The following is a 23,246-nucleotide window of genomic DNA, read 5'->3' as shown; positions in this document are numbered from 1 at the left end:
AAAAAGATGGCTTTCGCTGTCCGTTCGCTCACAAAGCCACCAACCAGCATATTTAACCGGCGAAATCAGCTTGCTGCAGGCACCTCAATAGCCAAATCAGGCTACCTGCCACGGTTTATCACAGCCCTCTCACTTCTTGCCCTTATCAGCACATCGGTTTTAATTGAACATTTGAAAAGTCAATTTATAATTAGCTTTTCAAATGTTCAATTATGGTTTCGTCATGCATCAGATCCTGGATAGCCGCAAAGAGGAGAAAATTGTTCCTCTGTTCCGCCTCGGGTTTCGGCCTTTCTTCCTGCTCGGCGCCTTGTTCTCTACATTGGCAATGCTGGGCTGGCTTGGGCAGCTCAATGGCTGGTTAGTCTTGCCGGGGATTGGCAATCCCATCTGGTGGCATGCTCACGAGATGTTGTTTGGCTTCGGAGCAGCAATTGTTGCAGGATTTCTACTGACCGCAGTGCAAAACTGGACCGCTCACCCCGGGGTTAGAAGCTGGCCGCTAGTGCTGATCGTAGTGCTGTGGGCATTGCCGAGAACTTTGCTGCCCTGGCTGGGCGAACACAATTCCTTCTTGATGGCGGCAGACCTGCTCTGGCTGCCGCTTTGCGCTTGGTATCTGGCCAAACCTATCGTGCAGACTAAACAATGGCGCAACCTCTTCTTTGTGCCTCTACTGGTTGTTCTGACCCTGCTCAACGCTGCCAGCTGGCTGTGGCAGGCACAGTGGGTAGATATGGAACATCTGTTCATTACCGCTGCGCTCTTGTTTACGAACCTGATCGCCGTGATGGGAGGGCGAGTCATCGCCTTCTTTACCGCCAGAGCCACCGGGATGGAAAAAGCTGTTCCTATTCTCTGGCTGGAGCGTGCAGCCCTTGCCACGCTGTGGCTCATCCTGGTGAGCTGGCTGCTGCTACCCACACAGTGGACCACCAGCATCTATATGTTCCCTCTATATATAGTGGCTGCCGTTTTGCATCTGTGGCGCCAGTTGCGTTGGCGACTGCCGTCCACTCTTGGCCAGCCTCTCTTGTGGTCGCTGCACCTCGCCTACCTGTTTATCCCACTTGGATTGTTCGCCCTTGGTGCGCTGGTAGCCGGCCTGCCCATCAGTCTGTCGCTGGCCAGCCATCTGCTCAGTGCTGGCTGCATGGGGACCATGATTCTGGGGATGATAGCCCGGGTTTCCCTTGGTCACAGTGGCCGGGCTTTGCAGGTGGGGCGCAGGATCCAGTGCGCTTTCGTGCTGGTGATCATGGCAGCCATGCTCAGGGTCGTGATCCCGCTACTCTGGCCTGCCTATACCCTGCACGGCTGGAACCTCAGCGGCCTGGCCTGGAGCCTGGCGTATGGTCTGTTTGTCTGGGTCTATGCCCCCATACTGACCAGCCGTCGTGCAGATGGGAGACCTGGCTGAGCCACCAGCTCAAGACCTGCTGGCCGGATAGTGGATCAGATTGTGGAAGATAGCCGGGGCCACCCCCTGATTGCGATAGCCATGAGGGCGATCAGCCGCAAAACGCACCGCCTCTCCCTGTGTCAAGGAACGCCACTCTCCCTCCACCAGCACGTCCATCTGGCCGCTGATGACGATGACATGCTCGGTCACTCCGGGCTCATGGGGTTCTGATTCTCGCTGATAACCGGGCAACAGCGTCAGCTCAAACAGTTCGAATCCAAAGCGCCTCTCATAAGGGAAGAGAGGGGCGACCTGCATGCCCTCTCCCGCCGGCTGCTGGCGAATCGCATCTGCGATGCGATAGAGCACTTCCCCCTGCTCTGCCGGGGTCGGCGCGATGAAGCTGGAGAAAGAGACCCGAAAGCCGGTGGCAATCTTCCACAGGGTAGCCACCGTCGGGCTCGACTCCCCCCGTTCAATCTGGCCCAGCATCGCCTTGCTGACACCCGTTTCGCGCGCCGCTACATCCAGGCTCCAGCCCAGTTCACTGCGTAAACCCTTCAGACGTTGTGCCAGATGCTGATTCACCTCTTGCATGACTGCCTCTTTAATTGCACCTAATATTAATTGCCTTGTGCGTTATAACGCACATCAATATAGTCTGGTGCAATATTGTACGTAATAACGCACAAACCGCCACAACCCCACAAGGACGTTATATGCCCTTTGCCCTTCCCCATCTGGTCGCCGGCTTCATCGCCGTGATGGTCGGTTATACCAGTTCGGTCATCCTGATCATTCAGGCAGCCACGGCAGCGGGGGCCGATGCTGCCCAGCTCACATCCTGGTTATGGACGCTGGGTATCGGCATGGGCATCAGCTGCATCGGCCTCTCCCTCTATTACCGCATCCCCGTCTTGACCGCCTGGTCGACCCCCGGGGCCGCCCTGCTCATCACCAGCCTGGGTAACTTCCCCCTGGCCGAGGCCATCGGCGCCTTCATTATCTCTTCCCTGCTGATCACCTTGTGCGGCATCAGCGGCTGGTTCGATCGGCTAATGCGTCATATCCCCGCCCAGCTGGCAGCGGCCATGCTTGCCGGGGTACTGCTCAAATTCGGGCTGGATCTGTTCAAAGTCGCGCCGGCAGATCCCTTGCTGCTCGGCAGTCTGCTGCTGGCGTTCCTGCTCGGCCGCCATCTCTGGCCACGCTATACCATGGTACTGGTGTTGGCAGTCGGCATCCTCATCAGCCTGTTGAGAGGAGAGCTGCAGCTTGACACCATTCACTGGCAACTGGGCAGCCCGGTCATGATCTGGCCAGAGTTCTCCCTTAGTGCCCTGTTCGGTATCGCTCTGCCACTGTTCATCGTCACCATGACCTCCCAGAACATGCCGGGCATTACCATTCTACGGGCCCACGGCTATCAACCCGCCACCTCATCTCTCATCACCTGGACCGGCCTGACCGGTCTGCTGCTGGCTCCATTCGGCGGTTACGCCTTCAACCTGGCGGCCATCACCGCTGCCATCTGCATGGGAAAAGAGGTGGATCCGGATGCCAACCGGCGCTGGCCCGCGGCAGTGTGGGCTGGCTGCTTCTATCTGCTGACCGGCTGTTTCGGGGCCACGGTGGCGGCGCTGTTCACAGCCTTCCCGGCGACACTGGTGACCTGTGTCGCTGGGCTGGCCCTGCTCGGCACCATCGGCAGCAGCCTGCACACCGCATTGCAACACGACGATGCCCGTGAGGCCGCCCTGCTGACCTTCATCATCACAGCTTCTGGGATCAACCTGCTCGGCATCGCTGCCGCCTGCTGGGGACTGCTCATCGGCATGGGGCTCTATGGCATCCAAATTTATCGACAAAGGAATCAATTGGATCACAAACCGTGAACCATTCCACACTCTCCGTACAAAATAGTTCACAACTGAAACTAATTTTAATCTAGTGGCATCAGGCGGTATCTTCTTCCCAATTTGCCGCCTGTCAGGTTCATATAACGGAGAATAAAAATGAAAAATCAGGCTGTCTTGTTATTGCTGGCCATACTGGGCGCCACGAGCGTCCAGGCTGCCGATACGGATCGGGAGCTGGCGCGCCAGCTCGCGCTACAACAGAAGAGTTTGCTGCCTCTGGTAAGCAATCCTCAGTACCAAAGCCCGCTGCCCGAGTTGTTGAAGAAAGCGCCCACCCGCCTTAAACGGCAAGCAACAGATGCCAATCAGGCAGCGATCGCCCGACAAGGGCTCGACGGGGAAGTGAAGCAGTTGATGCAGCTGCGACTGGCCAACCCGGAACAGGCTGCCGCCTTGCAACAGGGGGTTGAACCGCTGGTCGCCTATGTCCCGAGCGGTGATGAGAAGAGCTGGAGTGCCATCGAAGCGTTCGACAGCGCTGGCAATCCGGTCTATCTGGATGTCGACAAGGCACCGGCCCGACCCGTGCTCGTGGTCGAAGCAGATCCGGTGAAAGCCAAAAATGCCGGTCTGCAGGTGATGCGCAAGGCGTTTGCCGCGGCCGATATGCAGGCAGCCCCCCAACCCAAGGCTTCTGCCAGCACTGCACCGCTCAAAACCAGCATCCTGAAAAAGATCAGACTGAAAGATGATCAGGAGCCATGGCTGCTCGGTGCTGCCGAGGTTTATGCCGTCGTCGCTGGGGTCAACCCCAGTCGGGATGAACCCGTGGTCGATATCGTCGATATGCCCTACCTCGACTATGACAATACCGACTACACCCCCAACCAGATCCTGGTTTACTGGGATCGCTACCGCTGGGGTGCGGTTGATATCGTGATGATGGAGCAGGATGACAACGTCAACTACAAGGAGCTGGCCGACCTGCTGATTGAGGCGCTCAAGCTCGGCTTTACCGCTGGCGGAGTGCCGGAGGGCCTCCCCTTCCTCGATCTGGGTGGTCGTATCGTCAAGGCACTGCCCGACTCCTGGATGACCAACGACGATGACTATCTGGATACCTTCTACACCCTGGAGCAGGACCAGAGTTATCATCAGTATCCGGGAGCGGCAGGCAATGCGGTGATCGATCTCGAGCCGAAAGAGATCGCCCCGACCAGACCCTGACGGGTAGCCATAAAAAAGCCAATGAGCGACTCATTGGCTTTTTATCCCTCTGCCGATTACGGCTGACCTTTCGGTCGCACCCCAAGGGTGTGGCAGATGGCATAGGTTAATTCGGATCGGTTCAGGGTATAGAAGTGGAAATCCTTGACCCCTTCCTGACTCAGCACCCGTACCTGATCGATGGCGATACTCGCCCCCACCAGATTACGAGTCATCTGGTCGTTCTCCAACCCTTCAAAACGCTGATGCATCCAGCGCGGGATCTTCACGTTGGTGAAGCCGGCAAACTTGGCCAGGGTCTGGTAGTTGGAGACCGGCAGGATCCCCGGCACGATTTCGGCATCAATACCGATAGCGGCACAACGATCCCGAAAACGCAGATAGGTCTCCACATCGAAGAAGAACTGGGTAATCGCACGGTTGGCACCGGCATCGATCTTGCGCTTGAGGTTGAGCAGATCCGACTGGGCGCTCTTCGCCTCCGGGTGGCCTTCCGGATAGGCCGCCACCGAGATATCGAAGTCAGCTTCAGCCTTGAGCAGAGCAACCAGATCGGTGGCATACATCTCGGGCTTCTCCAACCCCTGAGGCAGGTCACCACGCAGCGCCACAATATGGCGGATACCGCTGTTCCAGTAATCGCGGGCAATGGTACGCAGTTCGTCGCGGCTGGCATCGATACAGGTCAGGTGAGGTGCCGCGATCAGACCGGTGCGCTCCTTGATATCCTTGATCACCTTGTGAGTGCGATCCCGAGTGCCGGAATTAGCGCCGTAGGTCACGGAGACAAACTTGGGTTCCAGCACTTTCAGTCGCTCAATGGACTGCCAGAGCGTGTTTTCCATCCCTTCGCTGTTGGGCGGGAAAAACTCGAAACTGACCGATATATCGCCATTCAAATCTGCCAGACTCTGGTTGAGCGCTTCAACCTGACGTGCACTGTGAAATCCCATCTGCTCTTCTCCCTGTCCTGCAATCCATCTACGCACGCCAAAACGGATGTTTGGACGTCTAAACGTCTCTATATTTATGAGCAAAGCAATATAAAGTCAACTGTCATTTCACAAACACCGTCAGATGAAACTCATCGTTACAAATTAATCAATGACTAAGCGGAACTCCTCATCCCAAAATTATCCCGAGCGAGTTATGATAGACGACGGATCGTCCTGGACGTTCTGAATCTGCGTGTGATTGTTTGGCCGGAGAATCAATTCTCCGGCCCCTTTTTATCTACTTCTTCCTGCACCTGCCGATAAAAGATTGAATCTTCGCAGGAGCACCATCATGGATACCCACCCCGGCTTTGCCACCGACTTGCTGTTTGATCGCTATCAGGGCGAGGTCACCCGGCACGATCAGTTCTGGGCCGTGCGCACTCCGGATGCTCCCGACTACTACTTTGGCAACTATCTGCTGCTTGCCTCTCCCCCCAGTGACAGGGATAAAGGATGGCTGGAAGCCGCATTCGATCAGCTGATTGGCCAGGATCCCAGGATCCAGCACCGAACTTTCCAGTGGCCACTGGCCGAAGGGCAGAACAGCCGGGTCGCCGGCTTCGTCACTACCGGATATCAGTATCTGGAGTGCGTTGTTCTGGCACTCGACAAGGATGGCTGGCAAATATCCGATAGCGCTATTTCCCATGCCGAAGTGCGTGCATTCAAGCCTGCTGACTGGCAGGAGTGGATAGACTTCGAGCTCCATGAGCGGGATGAAGCCCATTCAAAGGAGAGTTATCTCTCCTACCTTCACTCCCGCAGAGAGCTCTATCAGGCAATGATCGCCGATGGCCTGGGTAACTGGTGGGGGGTCTGGCTGGATGAGCAACTGGTTGCCAGCTGCGGTCTCTTCTTTACCGATAAGTTGGGGCGCTTTCAGTTGGTGAGAACTCACCGGAAATGGCGTAATCAGGGGCTCTGCCGCCAACTGCTGAGCCAGGTTGCCCAACACGGGCTGACTCGCGTCGAACAGCTGATCATAGTGGCCGACGAGCACTACCACGCACAGCGGATCTACCGTTCGCTGGGTTTCACTCCGGTCGCCCGCATCGGCAGCCTTTGCCGCTGGCCCCATGAACCTCGGTAGAGCAGCAACAAAAACGGGAGGCTGATGCCTCCCGTTCCTTTTACAAACCCAGCTATTGCTGAGGCGCTTCCAGCTCTTTGGAGAGCGCCTGCTCCACCTCATGGGGGGATGCAGGTTGTGACGCGGCAGCAGACGACGCTGGCTGAGCAGGAGCAACCGATGCCACTGGTGCAGGTGCAGGTGCAGGTGCAGGTGCAGGTGCAGGTGCAGGTGCAGCAGGAGTGTCGGTCGTTGCAGGGGCCGCGGAAACTGCCGCAGCCGGTGCGATAGCATCACACTGACAATCCTGCCCCTTGGCCTTGTTGCCCTGATGGGGGGCATACCACCCTTTGAGGCCATTCTCCAACCGCTCTGCGGCAGCCTTGGGCTCCATCTTGCCGAGCAACACTGCCTGACTCACTTCCGCCAGCTCATCCCCCAGCTTGGGAGTACCACGAGAGAGGATCTGGGTCGCCACGCGAATGGTCGAGTCACACTGATCGCGCCACCCCATCATCTCCCTTGCCGCCGGATTGGTGACATCAAAGAAGTGGTTGGAGAGGGAGAAAAATCCCGGCAGCGAATTGGTATAGAGCTCGGCAAACTGCGGGGTTGTCAGCCACTGCAGGAAAGCCATTGCCCCCTCTTTGTTCTTGCTGGCCGGATTCATCCCCATGCCGATGTCGGTGTGATCGGTAAAGAAACAGCCATCTCCCCGTTTCGCCACTGGCGAACGCATCACGCCGAAATCAACCTTGCCGGTAAAAGGTGCAATCTCCCAGGAGCCAGCCACATAGAAAGCGGCCTTGCCGGAGGTAAACAGCTCGTTGCTGGTCGCATAATCACGGATCTCGGCCCCCTCGCCAAGATAGTCGTGCCAGCGAGCCAGCTCGTCGAACACCTTCACATATTGCGGATTGTCGAGCCGTTCCTGCCCGCCAATCAACGCCAGTCGTCCATCCTCACCCTTCCAGTAATTGGGGCCGATGTTCTGGAAACCCAGTTCGGAGGCAACCCAGCTCTCGGAACCACTCATGGCAAGCGGCACATAGCGGCCATCCGCCTTCACCTTGTCGAGCACAGCAAAGAACTCATCGCGAGTTTGCGGTACGGCCAGCCCCAGCTCGCTGAGAATCTTCTTGTTGTAGAAGAAACCATGGATAACCGACGCCATGGGTACGCAGAAGGTCTGGGCGCCGGAGTCAGTCTGCCAGGGCGACTGGGCAAAGCTCGGAAAGTTTTCCATTCCGGCCATCTCGGTCAGCTCAGCTAAATGACCCGCCTTGAACAGCGCCAGCGAATCATCAAACGGGCGACAGGTGATGAGGTCACCGGCCTTGCCCCCTTTCAGGTTTTCCCACAGGGTCGGCATGTAGTTGACGTTCTGCACCGGGTGAAAACTTACCTTGATACCGGGATGTGACGCTTCGAATGCCGGGATTATCTTCTGTTCCCACAATGCCTTGTCATCGGTACGCCAGCTCTCTATCACCAACTCACTGGCCATCAACTGGCCACACAACAGGAGACTCAGGGCTCCAATCCACTTTTTAGACATAAGCCCTCCTAGACCTTGAAATGTGCAATCAGTTGCTGCTGCTTGGCGACCAGTTCGGCCAGCACTTCGCTGCTGCTGGCCGACTCACGCGCCTCGCGCTCCGTCTCGTACGCCACCTCGGCAATACCCGAGATATGGCGAGCCACCCCCTGGCTGACCGAGATTTGCTCCTGAGCGGCGTGCGCCACCTGATCCGCCATCGACTTGATGGCTCCCATCCGATCGGCAATGGATTGCAGTGCACTATCCATCTCGCGAGTCTGCTCGACACAGTTCTGGGTCTGCTCCTGACTGCGCCCCATAACTTCGACAACGTGTTTGCTGGAGCTCTGCAGGTTCTCGATCATCGCCTGGATCTCCTCGGTCGACGTCTGGGTGCGATTGGCCAATGCCCGCACTTCATCAGCGACCACCGCAAAGCCGCGACCAGCATCGCCGGCCCGGGCCGCCTCGATAGCGGCGTTCAGCGCCAACAGGTTAGTCTGTTCGGCAATGCTGCGGATCACATCGAGAATGCTGCCGATATTGTTGCTGAACTCGCCCAGCTTGTAGGTGATTCCTACGGCCTCCTCCATGGCACCGGCCAGTTGTTCGGTAATTCGGCGGGTAGTCGCCACTTTCTGGCGGCCACTGCGGGCCTCTTCATCCGCCAGATCCACCTCGCGCTTGGTACCATCGGTGGAGCGGGCAACCTCGGTCGCACTCACTTCAAGTTCGGTGATGGCAGCAGCGACCTGATCGGTCTGGCTCTTCTGCTCCTGTACCCGCGACATGGCTCGCTCGCTGATCTCGGCCGCCCGGCTCGCTTCATCCACCAGATGGCGGGATCCCGCATTGATTTGGGAGAGCAGCTCCCCGGTCTTGCCCGCCAGCGTATCTATAGATCGGGAGAGACTGCCAAACTCGCAACTGCTGCGATAGTTGATGCGGCGGGTCATATCACCGGCCGCCATGTAGCTCAGCTCCTTGTCGATCATCTGTAACGGCCGCTGAATACTGCGGGTGGTGGTATAACCAATCACCAGTGCTGCACCGGCAGAGATGGCAGCAACCACCAGGATCCAGAAACTGGCGCTGGTGACCGCCGCATCGGCATTGACCCGGCTTTCACTGGCAATTGCACTCGCGGATTTACCCATCTCATCGAGCAGGTTCAGGCTGTTGATCAAGCTGGCATCGAGCTGCTGGTTCTGGCTTGCCAGTGACAACTCCAATTGCTGGGCCTGACGCATGGTTGCCAGCAGGCCCTGCGGGCCAAGTGCCAGCTCCTTCATCCGATCCAGATTGGCGACGAAACGGGCTTTCACATCATCAGGTACCAGCACCCGCTCCAGCCGCTTGCGGGCCATCTCGATATCCTTGCTCAGCACTTTCTCCAACTCGTTCAGGTCGGTCTTGGCATCGGCACGGCGAATGTTCTTCAAATCACGGGCAATACCAGAGGTAATCAGCTCAGCCTTGTTGCGCATGGAGCGTTTGCTGGCCGTCTGTTGCAGCAGCAAGTCGGCAGCCCACTGGTAGGTATCTTCGAGGCGGATAAACGCCATCTCCAGCTTGCGGCGCCGATCCAGCGCACTGACCCATTGGCCATGCTGGGCAAGCACCTGATCCGCCAGCGAGTAGAACTGGCGAGTTGCATTTTCGACCTGCTGAAAACGGGCTCGGGCATCCGCCACGTCGGTAAATTTGCCCATCTCCTGACTGAGCTGGGCAAAACGGTTCTGCTGCTCTTTGAACTGGCTGGCCAGCTGTGGCAACTGACCCCCCTCTTCGCTGGTACGGTAAATCAGCACCCAACGGTTGCTATCCTGCAACGCCCCCTTGAGACCCGCGACGGCGACAACCAGTGGCGTTGCCCGATCGGAGACAGCCGATAGACCCTCGTTGATCCCTTTGATTTTGAAAGTACTGATCACGCCAAGCAGGATCAGCAACAGCAGCATCAACACGAATCCTGCGATGATCCGCTGCACAATAGATAAACCCATGGAGACATCCTCACTCATTGGGGGAAAGGTAAAGTGAACATAGTCACTATCGGCGGGGGTGGCTAATTACTGAAACCAGGCTTGGGTATTTAATTGATTTGTATGGGGCGGGATCACAATCAGTGGCAATAGCGGGGACAAAAAAGCCCGGCACAAGCCGGGCTGAAAGAGACGTACATTGCTATTTTCTACGGCCCCAGAGCAAAGGGTCGTCAGAATCAGATCATCAGAAACGGTAGCCTGCGCCAATCATAAAGACCATAGGGTCAATCTTGGTCTTGATACCAGCACCACCATCTACATGTACATCAGTGTCGATATCCATGATCCAGGCAGAACCGTTCACGAACCAGCGGTCAGTGATAGCCATATCGATACCGACTTGCCCTGCAACACCCCAAGAATCATCTAGGCTCACATCGCTGTTGCTCAGAGGACCACGGCCCTTCTCATCAAAGAAGGTGGTGTAGTTGACACCGACACCAACATACGGGCGAACCTTGCTCTGGGCATCGCCAAAGTAGTACTGAGCCATCAGAGTTGGCGGCAAGTGTTTGACCTTGGCCACTTCGGTATCACCCATTTTTACTGAGTGAGAGAACGGCGTCGCAGCCAGCAGCTCAACCCCGAAGTTATCGGTAGCCATATAGGTCAGCGTCAAGCCAAGCTGGGCATTGTCGTTGATTTCAAAAGCGTTGCCGCTATCTTGCGGAGATACAACGGCCAGACCGCCACGAACCAGAATGTCGCCAGCCTGGTGGGCCATGGCGAAAGGAGAGGTCACTGCAGCGGCAATCATCAGAGGAAGTAATTTTTTCATCACGTAATCCCTTTTTTTGTTTTCATTTGATGCTGTAAGCCTGCTGACTATAGATCCTTGTAAATGCAAAGTTATTGACTTGGAGCAAAGGTTGCACAGAAATAAATTGATTGCGCTGACATCTTTGCGATTCGTTTCATCCCCCTCTCGAAAAGCCAAAAGCCTCGATAGCGTCGCCTTGATGACAATACCGCTTCGCTTAAGGTGCAATTCAATAACACCTTATCTGGGCAATTCCCCTCGAAGCCTTGTTGTTAATCAATGTAAAAAAGCGTATTTTTGCGGCGCGCAAGTTATCAGGAAGTAATGGTTTATTTATGAAGAATCAGTCTAGGTGGCAAAAGGTGGGAGCCATACTTGCTGCCATCTGGGGAATAGGTTCCTTTCTCTTTATCCTGTTCGGTTTCATGTTTGCGATAGCCTACCTTGTGCTCGTGCGCCAGGGTTAACCGCGACTCGTTGACATCCGCTCGGTTAACAGCAAACTATGCGCGAGCTGTTCAGCGGATTGACCAACAGCACCATCAGGCACTCTCCCCGAATAACCTCGCCACTGGTTGCGGCCCCCCTGTTTGGCCTGATAGAGCGCCATATCGGCCAGCTTGAAGCTATGGCTCCAGAATGAATCCTGCATCCCGCTATGCAGCGGGTAACTGCAATATCCCGCGGAAACCGTCAACCACAGTGGCAGATCCTCACGGCCAAAACGGTGCTGAGCAATGCGCTGGCGGATGTATTCGACGCGCAGGGCCACCTCTTGTTCTTCTTCTACCTGCAACAGCAGCAGAAACTCCTCTCCCCCCAACCTGACAAGAGGCTCACTCTCGCCAGCGACCAGTTTACGCAGCAACTCGGCCAGCTGACCCAGCACCAGATCACCGATATCGTGCCCCAGCTCGTCGTTGATCCGTTTGAAGTGATCGAGATCGAGCAGTAGCAACAGGCAAGGGGTCGCAACATGGGATTGCAACCACTCATCCAGATAACGCCGGTTAAAACAGCGGGTCAACGGATCGGTGAAGGCGGCCGCTTCCATCCGATTCGATCTCGCCAACAGCTGATCATGCTGTTCACTCACCTTGCTGGCCATTTCTCGAAACTTGCCGCTCAGCATGGCCATCTCGACACTGCTGTCGATCTCCGGGATCAAGCCTGCATCCGGTTTATCGCCAAAGCGCTGCAACGCCGCAACCAACTGCTGCAGGGGAGTCAGTACGATAGCCTTCAATCGGGACATGGCGATGGTGACACAGATGAAGCTGATAACCAGCATGCCAACGAAGGTCCAGAGGGCCCCCTCAAGTACACCGCTCAAAACCGTCCGCTCCTCTTCGATTTGTAGAGTCAGCACAGGGTGACGCTCACTGCTCAACAGGCGAACCTCTCCCCGAAGACGCGCCAGACCCAGATTGGTCAGGCGATAGGTCATTTGTGGCCCCAGCGGCGTAAACGAAGCGGAGAGATCTGTATTGATATGGGTAATGGCCAACGGCAGAGCGGTGCGCTCCGATACCTCGCCAAGATAGCTCTTGTCGAGCCAGCGCAAGAGCAGCAAGAAGCCGTTGAACGTGGATGCCCCCTTGCTATCCCGAATGGGCTGCCACGCATACATTAAAGGACCCCACTGGGAAGCGCGGATCCCGTGTAGATTGCCCCCGCCCAGCGCCAATGACTGCTCTCTCAGCTCTCTTTTCAACTCGTCAAGAAAGTAGGGAAACTGATCCGGATTGACACCGGGAGCATCGGGCAACAGGGTCCGGGTCCAGACCTCATAACCATTGAGATCCATAAAGCTCATCAGGTTGAGGCTGAAGTCCTGCATCGGCATGTCATTGAGCAGATTGGATTCAATGTAAGCGCGCTTCTTGCTGGCCATAAAGCGGTAGCTATCATCCCAAAGCCCCCAGTCACGACTCAAGGCATTCAGCGAGGCCAGATCGGCCTGCACCACCCGGCTGACCCGGAGCAAATGTTCCCTCATCCGCTGATCTTCAATGCGGTTGGCGGCTGGCACCTGAGCCCAGGCCATCACGATCAACAGCAACAAGATGGCGCCCAGCCAGACAGGAAACATGGAGTAAGCCAACTGATGATCGATGGTGCGCGAAGCCTGAGCCATAAACCGACATATCCATTGCAGTGATGCTGCGATGCCACGCACCGCCCGAAACCTCCACGCTCCCGATTTTCATCATAAAAAAGGGGCCCAAGGCCCCACGATTATAACGGTTTATCGCTCCAGCAGGGGCCGTAAAAAGCGTGCTGTATGAGACTCTTTATTGGTGCAAATCTCCTCCGGGGTCCCCGTCACCAGAATGCGGCCACCACCAGCGCCCCCCTCCGGTCCCAGATCGACGATCCAGTCGGCGGTTTTGATGACATCCAGATTGTGTTCGATGATAACGATGGTGTTGCCGCGATCCCGCAACTGGTGCAGTACCTTGAGCAACTGCTGGATGTCGTGGAAGTGCAGCCCGGTGGTCGGCTCGTCCAGGATATAGAGGGTCTGACCGGTATCCCGCTTGGAGAGCTCGCGCGCCAGCTTGACCCGCTGCGCCTCACCGCCAGACAAGGTGGTGGCCGACTGGCCGAGGCGGATATAGGAGAGGCCCACATCCATCAGGGTCTGCAGCTTGCGCGCCACCGCCGGCACCGGATCGAAGAACTCGCGGGCATCTTCCACCGTCATCTCGAGGATTTCGTGGATGTTCTTGCCCTTGTACTTCACCTCCAGGGTCTCGCGGTTGTAGCGTTTGCCCTTGCAGACGTCGCACGGCACGTAGACATCCGGCAGGAAGTGCATCTCCACTTTAATGACCCCATCCCCCTGGCACGCCTCGCAACGGCCCCCCTTCACGTTGAAGGAGAAGCGGCCCGGCTGGTAACCGCGCGAGCGCGCTTCCTGGGTGCCGGAGAGCAACTCGCGGATCGGGGTGAACAGGCCGGTGTAGGTGGCCGGGTTGGAGCGCGGGGTCCGGCCGATGGGGCTCTGGTCGATATCCACCACCTTGTCCAGATGCTCCAGCCCCTCCACGCTGCGATAAGGCGCCGGCGTGGATTCGGTGGCCTTGTTGAGCTCGCGGTGGGCGATGCGGAACAGAGTGTCATTGATCAGGGTCGACTTGCCGGAGCCGGAGACGCCGGTGACACAGGTCATCACCCCGATGGGCAGATCCAGGTTGACGTTGCGCAGGTTATTGCCGCTCGCCCCCTTTAGTTTCAGCCACTTGCCAGTGAGCGGAGTGCGCTCGACCGGGATGGCGATCTGCTTGCGACCGGAGAGGTAGTCACCGGTGAGTGACTCGGGATTATTGATGATCTCTTCCGGCGTGCCCTGGGCGACGATGGCCCCGCCGTGCACCCCGGCTCCCGGGCCGATGTCGAGCACATGGTCCGCGAGGCGGATGGCGTCCTCGTCGTGCTCCACCACGATCACCGTGTTGCCGAGATCGCGCAGGTGAGTGAGGGTCTTGAGCAGCCGCTCGTTGTCGCGCTGGTGCAGGCCGATGGAGGGCTCATCCAGCACGTACATCACCCCCACCAGACCGGCACCAATCTGGCTGGCCAGTCTAATGCGTTGCGCTTCGCCGCCTGAGAGAGTCTCGGCACTGCGCGACAGGCTCAGGTAGTTGAGGCCCACGTTCACCAGGAAGCCGAGTCGCTCGACGATCTCTTTGAGGATCTTCTCGGCAATCTGGGCACGCTGGCCGGTGAGGTTCAACCCTTCGAAGAAGGCGAGCGCATCACCGATGGACTGCTCGGCTATGGCCGGCAGGTTGCGGTTGTCGACGAAGACGTGGCGCGCCTCTTCCCGCAGTCGGCTACCACCGCAGCTGGTACAGGATTTGTTGGCGATGTATTTGGAGAGCTCTTCACGCACCGAGTTGGACTCGGTCTCCCGGTAGCGCCGCTCCATGTTGTGCAGGATCCCCTCGAACGGGTGCTTGCGCACCACCACGTCGCCGCGATCGTTCATGTAGCGGAACTCGATCTCGGTGCGACCGGAGCCGCGCAGGATCACCTCCTGGGTCTTGAGGGGCAGATCTTCCCACGGCGTCTCCAGATCGAACTTGTAGTGCTCGGAGAGGGATTTGAGCATCTGGAAATAGTAGAAGCTGCGCTTGTCCCAGCCACGGATGGCGCCGTTGGCCAGACTTATGGCCGGATCGCCGATCACTTTGGCCGGATCGAAATATTGCTGCACCCCGAGGCCGTCGCAGGTAGGGCAAGCACCGGCCGGGTTGTTGAAGGAGAAGATGCGAGGCTCCAGCTCAGACATGGAGTAGCCGCACTCTGGGCAGGCGAAGTTGGCGGAGAAGGTCATGGGAGCAACCCCCTCTTCGCCGTCCATCGGCACCACCAGCACGATGCCGCCGGAGAGGGTCAGCGCCGTCTCGAACGACTCGGCCAAACGCAAGGCAAGGTCATCGCGCACCTTGAAGCGGTCTACCACCACCTCGATGGTGTGCTTCTTGTGCAGCTCCAACGCGGGCGGGTCGGAGAGATCGCACACCTCGCCGTCGATACGGGCACGGATGTAGCCCTGGGCCGCCAGATTTTCCAGCAGCTTGGTGTGCTCACCCTTGCGATCGCGCACTACCGGGGCCAGCAGCATCAGCTTGCTCCCTTCCGGCTGAGCCAGCACCTGATCCACCATCTGGCTGATGGTCTGGGCGGCGAGCGGAATGGCGTGGGTCGGGCAGCGTGGCTCACCGACCCGGGCGAACAACAGACGCAGGTAGTCGTAGATTTCGGTGATGGTGCCGACGGTCGAGCGCGGGTTATGAGAAGTGGACTTCTGCTCGATGGAAATAGCGGGCGAGAGCCCCTCGATATGGTCGACGTCAGGCTTCTCCATCAGGGAGAGGAACTGGCGGGCATAGGCGGAGAGGGACTCCACATAGCGGCGCTGCCCCTCGGCATAGAGGGTATCGAACGCCAGAGAGGACTTGCCCGAGCCGGAGAGGCCGGTGACCACGATCAGCTTGTCGCGGGGCAGGGTCAGATTGATGTTCTTGAGGTTGTGGGTGCGAGCACCCCGGACCACGATCTTTTCCATCTTGTTGCACGCTCGATACGGAAACCTGAGCGAGTCAGTATGGCATAGAGACTACTGGATGAATAGACAGGCATTATCTATCGCCGTTATCCTTTTTTACGATGGATAGCCCCTTCGTCACACCCTGACCAAGGCGGCGAGTTTGCCCTCAATCCACACCAGCAAGCGCTCGCCCGCAGAGTGATCAACTGTTACTATTGGGGGCTAAACCTGAATCAGAACATGCGAAACGAGCACTCTGATTGCTGCAACGGTTATAGAAAAACCATGCTGTTCAATATGATAACGACATGGTCATGGAAAAAGCGCGGTAACTTATTTAGTGGGTCCAGGCCTTGCCTGACCGGAATATAAAGGTGGAAGAGAGATTATGGCCAGTCGAGGCATCAATAAAGTCATTCTGATCGGTAACCTCGGGCAAGACCCGGAAGTACGCTACATGCCGAGTGGCGGTGCTGTGACCAACATTACTCTGGCCACCTCTGAAACCTGGCGCGACAAGCAGACCGGTGAGCAGAAAGAGCGCACCGAGTGGCACCGCGTCGTCTTCATGGGCAAGCTGGCCGAAGTGGCTGGCGAGTACCTGAAGAAAGGCTCCCAGGTCTATGTTGAAGGCAAACTGCAGACTCGCAAATGGCAAGATCAGAGTGGCCAGGAGCGCTACACCACTGAAGTGCTGGTCGACAGCTTCACCGGCGTCATGCAGATGCTGGGTGGCCGTCCGCAAGGCGGTCAGGGCATGGGCCAGAACATGGGTGGCCAGCAAGGTGGCTGGGGTCAACCGCAGCAAGCCATGCAGCAGCCGATGAACCAGCAGCGTCCGGCCGCCGCACCGCAGCAAAACATACAGCAACAGGGTGGCTACGGCCGTCCGGCCCAGCAGCCCCAGTCTGCCCCGCCGGTCTACAACGAGCCGCCGATGGATTTCGACGACGACATTCCGTTCTAAGCCGTCGCAAGATCAAAAAAGCCCTGATTAATCAGGGCTTTTTTATATCCATATCACAGCTGTCACTGTTCTGGAGAAAACCTGTTTATTTCCCGTCAGGGATGGATACCAAAGGTTGCGGTTTCGGGGGGAATAATCGCGACATTGTCTGCGGGCCGGAAACATAAAAGCCAGCCCATCACAGGCTGGCTTTGTACTGGCTCCGAAGGAACAGCAGTAAGGGAGCGTTACTTCATTGCGCTGCCATTTTTCAGTTCTGCTTTCTGACGTTTGGCTTCGCGTTTCTCTTTCAGTGACATCTGCGGTTTTTTCTTGGCATCTTTGCCGTTGTGATGTTCTTTGTTACTCATCATCAAACTCCAAAAATGTTACCCAGACAGTTGGTTCCTCAAGGGAGCCAGCATGTCATCCGAATCATCAACTTCAGTACGCTATATGCGATGGCATCTGACCATCACCAGACCCAGCATACCCCCCATATGCGTCCGGATCCAGCCTCATTCTCCGTCTCATAAAGCCCCTGTTCCATACAAGGGAATAGGGCCGGCATGAAAGACCAAAAAAGAGTTATTCGCATTATTAAATGTTGTTCCACTGATATTCTCAGAACAACCTCATGAAAAATTGACGAATAATAAAATCCGGCAGAGAAGGAACTGCTTATAAATATTCAATCCATTTAAGCGCCACAATTTTAATAAGCATTCTCAATATCACCGGAAACATGAAGTTACAACCCTGAATAGGTTATTTCCGAACAACTCTATATAATGGCCGGCCACATCGGAAAGTCAGCTATTTATTCAGGAAATAGTCTCATGAGCAGAAAAACCAGAGCAGCCATGGTATCGGTCTGTTCCAATATCAGCCTGATCACCATGAAACTGGTGGCCGGATTTGCCAGCGGCTCGGTCAGTATTATCTCGGAGGCCATCCACTCCGCCATGGATCTGGTGGCCGCCCTGATCGCCCTGTTCGCCGTGAAAAAGTCCGATCTGCCTCCCGATGATCGCCACCCCTATGGTCACGACAAGATAGAGAACGTCTCCGGCGTCATCGAAGCGCTGCTGATCCTGCTCGCCGCGGGCTGGATCATCTTCGAGGCTGTCGACAAAATCCTGCAACCAACCGCCATCGAAAGCATCGGCTGGGGTGTACTGGTGATGGTGATCTCGGCGCTGGTCAACAGCGGTGTCTCGGCCTACCTCTACAAGGTGGCCCGGGAAGAGGAGTCGGTTGCACTGGCGGCTGACGCTCTGCATCTCAAGGCGGATGTGCTCACCTCTGCCGGTGTTGCGGTCGGTCTTGGCGGGATCTGGCTGGCCGGTCTGTTTGGCCACTCTCTCGCCATACTCGACCCACTGGTCGCCATCGGGGTTGCCCTGTTTATCGTCAGAGAGGCGATCGGCATGCTCAATGAGGCCTTCCAGCCCCTGATCGACGAGAGCATGAGCCCGGAAGAGCTGGCAATGACCAGCCGCATCATTACCGAATGCTGTCCGAGCGCCAGCGGCTTCCACGACCTGCGCAGTCGCCGTGCCGGACGCCGCCGCCATATCGACTTTCACCTCACCCTGCCACCCGAGATGAGCATTGGTGAAGCCCACGATATCTGCGACCGGATCGAGCACGCCATCATGGCAGAGCTGCCCCACGCCATCGTGCTGATCCATGTCGAACCGGATGAGGCACTGACAGAAGCGCAGCTCACTCTCAGCTGAAATACGACGAACTGGCAGGAAAAGGTCGCAAACATCCGGCGAAGTCACACAATCAAGTCTTTGTTCGGCATAACGGCGATTGCATGGGGGCGCGATATGACAACTGTGTTAGGGTGGCTGACACCCTGCCGCAGGAGCGCACCATGAAAAAGCTGGAAATGAAAGATCTGACCGAGGCCGAAAAAGCCGAGATAGCCCTGATGCTGCAAAAGGCGCAAGCCAATGCCGATCACCAGCTGACCAATGGCGAGCGGAACAAAATCCGCGAAGAGGGTCGCCTGAAGATTGTGGCCGACCGCGCCGAAGCGGCCAAGGCAGCCTCCAAGCTGGCGCGGGAGAAAGCCAAAGAACGCGCCAAGAATCAGGCATTGCCAGAAACCTTCAGCTGGATAGATTCGGTCAGCAACAAATTTCGCAGCAAACGCTGAGCAATCCAGATTCTGATGCAAGAGCCGCCTCGCCCTGTGCGAGGCGGTTTTTTTTTGTGTCTCGCAAGAGACTGATAATCCCCAAACGGGAATGTTATTTTTGATCCCGCCAGGAACCGTCGTTTTACGCCGTTACTTTGCTTGCCACGCCATCCCGGGAAAATTATTTCTTCATGGAAAAAGCACAAAGCATGCGCCTATCCGATTGATATACATCACGTTTGTTTTTTACTGCATCAGGTTAAATTCACGATAAAACGTTAAGAACGAGATAACATTTGCTTTAAAAAAGAGTGCGTGTTCTAATCGTCAGCGATAGTTCGGCAGTTCAGTCCTGATTATGTTAGGCAGTCATTTTAGTAAAGCAGTGATTAGTGCAGGTATTATTTCGATGATGCTTGACGAATAATTCTCCTTCTTTAGTGCTTCCCATACGTATTGCTGACGAAAAATCAAATTTGCCATTTGATGGCATTTCTAACACTAAATTTAAGAGAAATTATTATGTCTAAAGTGACTGGTACCGTTAAGTTCTTCAACTCCGAGAAAGGTTTTGGTTTCATCTCCCCGGTTGATGGCAGCAAAGATGTGTTCGTTCACTTCTCCGCCATCCAGACCCCGGGTTTCAAAACCCTGGACGAAGGTCAGCGCGTTGAGTTCACCATCGAGCAAGGCCAGAAAGGCCCGGCTGCTGCCAACGTAGTAGCTCTGTAATTCACGCCCGGGCAACTGTCCGGTCTGAATGAAAAAACCCGCCAAGGCGGGTTTTTTGCTATCTGCTCACCGCCATCCCCTCCCCGCACCTCACCAGCTCCGATCTATTTTTCGCTGTCTCTTATCAATTGAGTCTCCAAACAAGCTTCGAATGGCTTCTCATGTAGAGATCTTGAGGAAAAATTCCAGTTATCCGCTGCTTTTGTCACAGATTCTTGCTATTTTGCGCGCCACCAACGCAAACGATTTCCTTCACACTTTCAGGATTAGTTATGGCAAAGCAAGATATGGCCGCCCAAACAGGGACTGGCGGCTTTCTGGACTCTTATTTTTCCATTTCTGCGCGCGGCAGCAGCGTGCGTCAGGAGCTGGTCGCAGGGCTGACCACCTTCCTGGCGATGGTCTACAGCATCATAGTGGTGCCGAACATGCTGGGTGCTGCCGGCTTTGAGCAGGGCCCGGTGTTTGTGGCCACCTGTTTGATCGCCGCCTTCGGCTCCCTGCTGATGGGGCTGTGGGCCAAGCTGCCGATGGCCATCGGTTGCGCCATCTCCCTCACCGCCTTTACCGCGTTCAGTCTGGTACTGGGTCAGGGACTGAGCATTCCGGTTGCCCTCGGCGCCATCTTCCTGATGGGGGTGCTGTTCACCCTGATCAGCGTCACCGGTGTGCGCCAGTGGATCCTGGATAACCTCCCCTCCGGCATCGCCCACGGCACCGGCATCGGTATCGGCCTGTTCCTGCTGCTGATCGCCACCAACGGCGTCGGTATGGTGATCAAGAACGAAGGGGCCGGTCTGCCGGTGCAACTGGGTGAAGTGACCGCCTTCCCGGTCATCATGACTGTGCTGGGTCTGGCCGCCATCTTCGGTCTGGAGCGTCGCAAGGTGCCGGGCGGCATCCTGATGGTGATTATCGCCATCTCCATCCTCGGCCTTATCTTCGACCCGAAAGTAACCTGGCAGGGCTTCTTCGCCATGCCGAGCCTGACTGGCGAGAAGGGCTCGCTGGTAGGCAGCATGGATCTGCTGGGCGCCCTCAATCCGGTGGTCATTCCGACCGTACTGGCACTGGTGATGACAGCCGTGTTTGACGCCACCGGCACCATCCGTGCCGTGGCCGGTCAGGCGGGCCTTATCAACGAACGTGGCCACATCATCAGCGGCGGCAAGGCCCTGACTGCCGACTCCGTCAGCAGCATGGTGGCGGGCGCCGTAGGTGGTGCTCCGGCTGCCGTCTACATCGAATCTGCCGCAGGCACCGCGGCCGGCGGCAAGACCGGTCTGACCGCCGCGCTGGTCGGCGTGCTGTTCCTGCTGATGATCTTCCTCTCCCCGCTGAGCTATCTGGTACCGGCTTACGCTACCGCACCGGCCCTGATGTACGTCGGTCTGCTGATGCTGGGCAACGTCACCAAGCTGGACTTCAGCGACTCGGTCGATGCGCTCTCCGGCATGCTGTGCGCCGTCTTTATCGTGCTCACCTGCAACATCGTGACCGGCATCATGCTGGGCTTCGTAGCGCTGGTCATCGGTCGTCTGTTCGCTGCCGAGTGGAAGAAGCTGAACGTCGGCACCGTCATCATCGCCGTGGCGCTGGTGGTCTTCTACGCCGGTGGCTGGGCCATCTAACCCGTCCGCATATTCCGGTTATAGCGAAGGGCCCTGCGGGGCCCTTTTTCATGGCTGTGAGTCAGCTAACAGTTTCCCGCCCGCCAGCCCTGCGCCGTTTCAGATTGAAACACCAATGCACCAAATCCTGTTTCAAATCCGAACCAAATCGACCGTCATTTTTATCCCCTTTTCTGTCGTTAGACTGGCTCCATCAACCATTTGCCCACCCGAGCGGTGGCAAGCCAAGGAGTGAGCCATGAAGAAACTGATCAATGCCGTCGATGCCGTGGTCCGTGAACAACTGATGGGGATGGCAGCCGCCCACCCCGAGCTCAAGGTACGTATCGAACCCCACTACATCACTCGCGCCGACTCCCCCGTGATGGGCAAGGTGGCGCTGGTCTCCGGCGGTGGTAGCGGCCACGAGCCGATGCACGGCGGTCTGGTGGGCAAAGGGATGCTGGATGGCGCCTGCCCCGGCGAGATTTTTACCTCCCCGACCCCGGATCAGATGTACGAGTGCGGTCAGGCCGTTGATGGCGGCGCGGGCGTGCTGTTTCTGGTGAAGAACTACACCGGCGACGTACTCAACTTCGAAACTGCGGTCGAGCTGCTGCACGGCGATGGGGTCAAGGTGGGCTTCGCCCTGATCGATGACGATGTCGCGGTCAAAGACAGCCTCTACACCGCCGGTCGCCGTGGCGTCGCCACTACAGTGCTGTGCGAGAAGCTGGTCGGTGCCGCCGCCGAGGCGGGCTACGATCTGGCGCGCTGCGAGGCGCTGGCCCGTCGTATCAACAACCAGAGCCGCACCATAGGCGTGGCCATGCATGCCTGCACCGTGCCTGCTGCTGGCAAGCCCTCCTTCACTCTGGCGGACAACGAGCTGGAGTTCGGCGTCGGTATTCACGGCGAGCCGGGCATCGAGCGTCGCCCCTTCACCGACCTCAATACCCTGGTGGACGATATGTTCAGCGAGCTTACTGACAACACCCCCTATGGCCGCACCCTGCGCCACTGGGATCGCACCAGCGGCAGCTGGCAGGAAGAGCACACCTTTATCGAACCGCTCAACAAGGGTGATCGGGTCATCGCGCTGGTCAACAGCCTCGGCGGCACCCCGATTTCAGAGCTCTACGGTGTCTATGGTCGCCTCGCGACCCTGTGCGAGGAGGCGGGCATCCATCTGGTGCGCAACCTGATCGGCCCCTACTGCACCTCCCTCGACATGACCGGTATCTCCATCACCCTGCTCAAGGTGGATGACGAACTGATGACCCTGTGGGATGCCCCCGTTCACACCCCCGCCCTGCGTCGCGGCTGCTAAGGAGAACCCATGTTAAGCAAGCATCACATCGTCAACTGGCTGCTCGACTGCGAACACATCTTTACCGAGCAACGTGACTACCTCACCGCGTTGGATACCGACATCGGTGACGGCGACCACGGCCTCAACATGCAGCGCGGCTTCGCCAAAGTGGCCGAAAAGCTGCCCGCGGTAGCGGACAAAGATATCGGGCAGGTACTGAAAACCACCGGCATGACATTGCTCTCCTCGGTCGGCGGCGCCAGCGGCCCGCTCTACGGCACCTTCTTTATCCGGGCCGCGGCCAGCAGCGATGCCTGCCAGAGCCTCAGCCTCAGCCAGCTGTGCAAAATGCTGAGTGACGGGGTCGAGGGGATCGTCTCCCGCGGCCGTGCCGAGCCGGGTGACAAGACCATGTGCGATGCCTGGTGGCCAGCACTGGCCGCCCTGCAACAGGCGCAGCAGCAAGAGTTGCCGCTCAATGAAGCGCTGGACAAGGCAGTAGCAGCCGCCGCAGCCGGTACCGAGGCCACCA

20 protein-coding genes are annotated in these 23,246 nt (G+C 57.3%); 12 read left to right on the top strand and 8 right to left on the bottom strand.

What is annotated here, in order from left to right:
* Both AACR93_RS18800 and AACR93_RS18795 read left to right on the top strand, forming a co-directional pair.
* The coding region (locus AACR93_RS18800; RefSeq protein WP_231556977.1) for a hypothetical protein at positions 1-243 on the top strand (243 nt) is incomplete at its 5' end.
* Entirely contained in the window at positions 224-1,420 is a 1,197-nt protein-coding gene (locus AACR93_RS18795; RefSeq protein WP_043851633.1) for an NnrS family protein, read from the top strand. The genes AACR93_RS18800 and AACR93_RS18795, both read left to right, overlap by 20 nt.
* Positions 1,421-1,429: 9 nt before the next feature.
* On the opposite strand, the gene AACR93_RS18790 is transcribed toward AACR93_RS18795, so the two are convergent.
* Positions 1,430-1,999 carry a helix-turn-helix domain-containing protein gene (locus tag AACR93_RS18790; protein WP_043851632.1) on the bottom strand — a complete coding sequence of 190 codons (570 nt, stop codon included), beginning with the start codon at positions 1,997-1,999 and terminating at the stop codon, positions 1,430-1,432.
* A 122-nt stretch (positions 2,000-2,121) separates the two neighbouring features.
* Here AACR93_RS18790 and AACR93_RS18785 point away from each other — a divergent pair, with 122 nt between their 5' ends.
* Both AACR93_RS18785 and AACR93_RS18780 read left to right on the top strand, forming a co-directional pair.
* Positions 2,122-3,297 (top strand): benzoate/H(+) symporter BenE family transporter, encoded by a 1,176-nt coding sequence (locus AACR93_RS18785; RefSeq protein ID WP_043851631.1) that lies wholly within the window; start codon positions 2,122-2,124, stop codon positions 3,295-3,297.
* A gap of 120 nt (positions 3,298-3,417) precedes the next feature.
* A complete protein-coding gene (locus AACR93_RS18780; protein WP_043851630.1) occupies positions 3,418-4,488 on the top strand; it encodes a DUF3103 family protein in 1,071 nt (356 codons plus the stop codon).
* 56 nt (positions 4,489-4,544) lie between these two features.
* Here AACR93_RS18780 and metF read toward each other — a convergent pair whose 3' ends face one another.
* Positions 4,545-5,441, bottom strand: a complete 897-nt coding sequence (gene metF / locus AACR93_RS18775) for a methylenetetrahydrofolate reductase (protein ID WP_005341548.1) — start codon at positions 5,439-5,441, stop codon at positions 4,545-4,547.
* A gap of 334 nt (positions 5,442-5,775) precedes the next feature.
* Here metF and AACR93_RS18770 point away from each other — a divergent pair, with 334 nt between their 5' ends.
* A complete protein-coding gene (locus tag AACR93_RS18770) occupies positions 5,776-6,576 on the top strand; it encodes a GNAT family N-acetyltransferase (protein ID WP_043851629.1) in 801 nt (266 codons plus the stop codon).
* Between the two features lie 52 nt (positions 6,577-6,628).
* Here AACR93_RS18770 and AACR93_RS18765 read toward each other — a convergent pair whose 3' ends face one another.
* The 5 genes from AACR93_RS18765 to uvrA all read right to left on the bottom strand — a co-directional run bounded on the left by AACR93_RS18765 (position 6,629) and on the right by uvrA (position 15,980).
* Positions 6,629-8,113: an ABC transporter substrate-binding protein gene (locus AACR93_RS18765; RefSeq protein WP_043851628.1), complete on the bottom strand. Its 1,485-nt coding sequence runs from the start codon at positions 8,111-8,113 to the stop codon at positions 6,629-6,631.
* 8 nt (positions 8,114-8,121) lie between these two features.
* Entirely contained in the window at positions 8,122-10,101 is a 1,980-nt protein-coding gene (locus AACR93_RS18760; RefSeq protein ID WP_043851627.1) for a HAMP domain-containing methyl-accepting chemotaxis protein, read from the bottom strand.
* 226 nt (positions 10,102-10,327) lie between these two features.
* The gene (locus AACR93_RS18755) at positions 10,328-10,921 is read right to left on the bottom strand and encodes an OmpW family outer membrane protein (RefSeq protein ID WP_043851626.1); all 594 of its coding nucleotides are present in this window, start codon (positions 10,919-10,921) and stop codon (positions 10,328-10,330) included.
* 445 nt (positions 10,922-11,366) lie between these two features.
* Positions 11,367-13,040 carry a sensor domain-containing diguanylate cyclase gene (locus AACR93_RS18750; RefSeq protein ID WP_043851625.1) on the bottom strand — a complete coding sequence of 558 codons (1,674 nt, stop codon included), beginning with the start codon at positions 13,038-13,040 and terminating at the stop codon, positions 11,367-11,369.
* Between the two features lie 111 nt (positions 13,041-13,151).
* Positions 13,152-15,980 carry an excinuclease ABC subunit UvrA gene (uvrA, locus tag AACR93_RS18745; RefSeq protein WP_043851624.1) on the bottom strand — a complete coding sequence of 943 codons (2,829 nt, stop codon included), beginning with the start codon at positions 15,978-15,980 and terminating at the stop codon, positions 13,152-13,154.
* A gap of 370 nt (positions 15,981-16,350) precedes the next feature.
* On the opposite strand from uvrA, the gene AACR93_RS18740 reads away from it, so the two are divergent.
* Positions 16,351-16,929, top strand: coding sequence for a single-stranded DNA-binding protein (locus AACR93_RS18740; protein ID WP_043851623.1), 579 nt, complete (start codon positions 16,351-16,353; stop codon positions 16,927-16,929).
* A 227-nt stretch (positions 16,930-17,156) separates the two neighbouring features.
* On the opposite strand, the gene AACR93_RS18735 is transcribed toward AACR93_RS18740, so the two are convergent.
* Complete coding sequence (locus AACR93_RS18735) at positions 17,157-17,279, bottom strand: hypothetical protein (protein WP_005306071.1); 123 nt, start codon at positions 17,277-17,279, stop codon at positions 17,157-17,159.
* Between the two features lie 468 nt (positions 17,280-17,747).
* On the opposite strand from AACR93_RS18735, the gene AACR93_RS18730 reads away from it, so the two are divergent.
* The 6 genes from AACR93_RS18730 to dhaL form a co-directional block, all read left to right on the top strand.
* Positions 17,748-18,650 (top strand): cation diffusion facilitator family transporter, encoded by a 903-nt coding sequence (locus AACR93_RS18730; protein ID WP_043851622.1) that lies wholly within the window; start codon positions 17,748-17,750, stop codon positions 18,648-18,650.
* Positions 18,651-18,793: 143 nt separating this feature from the next.
* Positions 18,794-19,078, top strand: a complete 285-nt coding sequence (gene yjbD / locus AACR93_RS18725; protein WP_042032196.1) for a DUF3811 domain-containing protein — start codon at positions 18,794-18,796, stop codon at positions 19,076-19,078.
* A 504-nt stretch (positions 19,079-19,582) separates the two neighbouring features.
* Positions 19,583-19,792: a transcription antiterminator/RNA stability regulator CspE gene (gene cspE / locus AACR93_RS18720; RefSeq protein WP_156854046.1), complete on the top strand. Its 210-nt coding sequence runs from the start codon at positions 19,583-19,585 to the stop codon at positions 19,790-19,792.
* 272 nt (positions 19,793-20,064) lie between these two features.
* On the top strand, positions 20,065-21,423 hold the full coding sequence (locus AACR93_RS18715) for an NCS2 family permease (protein ID WP_042032197.1): 1,359 nt from the start codon (positions 20,065-20,067) through the stop codon (positions 21,421-21,423).
* A gap of 238 nt (positions 21,424-21,661) precedes the next feature.
* Positions 21,662-22,732 (top strand): dihydroxyacetone kinase subunit DhaK, encoded by a 1,071-nt coding sequence (gene dhaK, locus AACR93_RS18710; protein WP_043851621.1) that lies wholly within the window; start codon positions 21,662-21,664, stop codon positions 22,730-22,732.
* Positions 22,733-22,741: 9 nt separating this feature from the next.
* Positions 22,742-23,246 (top strand): dihydroxyacetone kinase subunit DhaL (gene dhaL / locus AACR93_RS18705; RefSeq protein ID WP_043851620.1); only part of this gene is annotated, 505 nt, incomplete at its 3' end.

The organism is Aeromonas sp. L_1B5_3 (assembly GCF_963866575.1).
GTDB classification, from domain to species: Bacteria; Pseudomonadota; Gammaproteobacteria; order Enterobacterales; family Aeromonadaceae; genus Aeromonas; species Aeromonas jandaei.
This window is presented reverse-complemented; position numbering and strand designations above follow the sequence as displayed.

Bases quoted from the DNA above. Each gene is read 5' to 3' on its own strand.
- AACR93_RS18795 (WP_043851633.1), top strand. From the start codon at position 224: ATGCATCAGATCCTGGATAGCCGCAAAGAGGAGAAAATTGTTCCTCTG.
- AACR93_RS18790 (WP_043851632.1), bottom strand. From the start codon at position 1,999: ATGCAAGAGGTGAATCAGCATCTGGCACAACGTCTGAAGGGTTTACGC.
- AACR93_RS18785 (WP_043851631.1), top strand. From the start codon at position 2,122: ATGCCCTTTGCCCTTCCCCATCTGGTCGCCGGCTTCATCGCCGTGATG.
- AACR93_RS18780 (WP_043851630.1), top strand. From the start codon at position 3,418: ATGAAAAATCAGGCTGTCTTGTTATTGCTGGCCATACTGGGCGCCACG.
- metF (WP_005341548.1), bottom strand. From the start codon at position 5,441: ATGGGATTTCACAGTGCACGTCAGGTTGAAGCGCTCAACCAGAGTCTG.
- AACR93_RS18770 (WP_043851629.1), top strand. From the start codon at position 5,776: ATGGATACCCACCCCGGCTTTGCCACCGACTTGCTGTTTGATCGCTAT.
- AACR93_RS18765 (WP_043851628.1), bottom strand. From the start codon at position 8,113: ATGTCTAAAAAGTGGATTGGAGCCCTGAGTCTCCTGTTGTGTGGCCAG.
- AACR93_RS18760 (WP_043851627.1), bottom strand. From the start codon at position 10,101: ATGGGTTTATCTATTGTGCAGCGGATCATCGCAGGATTCGTGTTGATG.
- AACR93_RS18755 (WP_043851626.1), bottom strand. From the start codon at position 10,921: ATGAAAAAATTACTTCCTCTGATGATTGCCGCTGCAGTGACCTCTCCT.
- AACR93_RS18750 (WP_043851625.1), bottom strand. From the start codon at position 13,040: ATGGCTCAGGCTTCGCGCACCATCGATCATCAGTTGGCTTACTCCATG.
- uvrA (WP_043851624.1), bottom strand. From the start codon at position 15,980: ATGGAAAAGATCGTGGTCCGGGGTGCTCGCACCCACAACCTCAAGAAC.
- AACR93_RS18740 (WP_043851623.1), top strand. From the start codon at position 16,351: ATGGCCAGTCGAGGCATCAATAAAGTCATTCTGATCGGTAACCTCGGG.
- AACR93_RS18735 (WP_005306071.1), bottom strand. From the start codon at position 17,279: ATGAGTAACAAAGAACATCACAACGGCAAAGATGCCAAGAAAAAACCG.
- AACR93_RS18730 (WP_043851622.1), top strand. From the start codon at position 17,748: ATGAGCAGAAAAACCAGAGCAGCCATGGTATCGGTCTGTTCCAATATC.
- yjbD (WP_042032196.1), top strand. From the start codon at position 18,794: ATGAAAAAGCTGGAAATGAAAGATCTGACCGAGGCCGAAAAAGCCGAG.
- cspE (WP_156854046.1), top strand. From the start codon at position 19,583: ATGTCTAAAGTGACTGGTACCGTTAAGTTCTTCAACTCCGAGAAAGGT.
- AACR93_RS18715 (WP_042032197.1), top strand. From the start codon at position 20,065: ATGGCAAAGCAAGATATGGCCGCCCAAACAGGGACTGGCGGCTTTCTG.
- dhaK (WP_043851621.1), top strand. From the start codon at position 21,662: ATGAAGAAACTGATCAATGCCGTCGATGCCGTGGTCCGTGAACAACTG.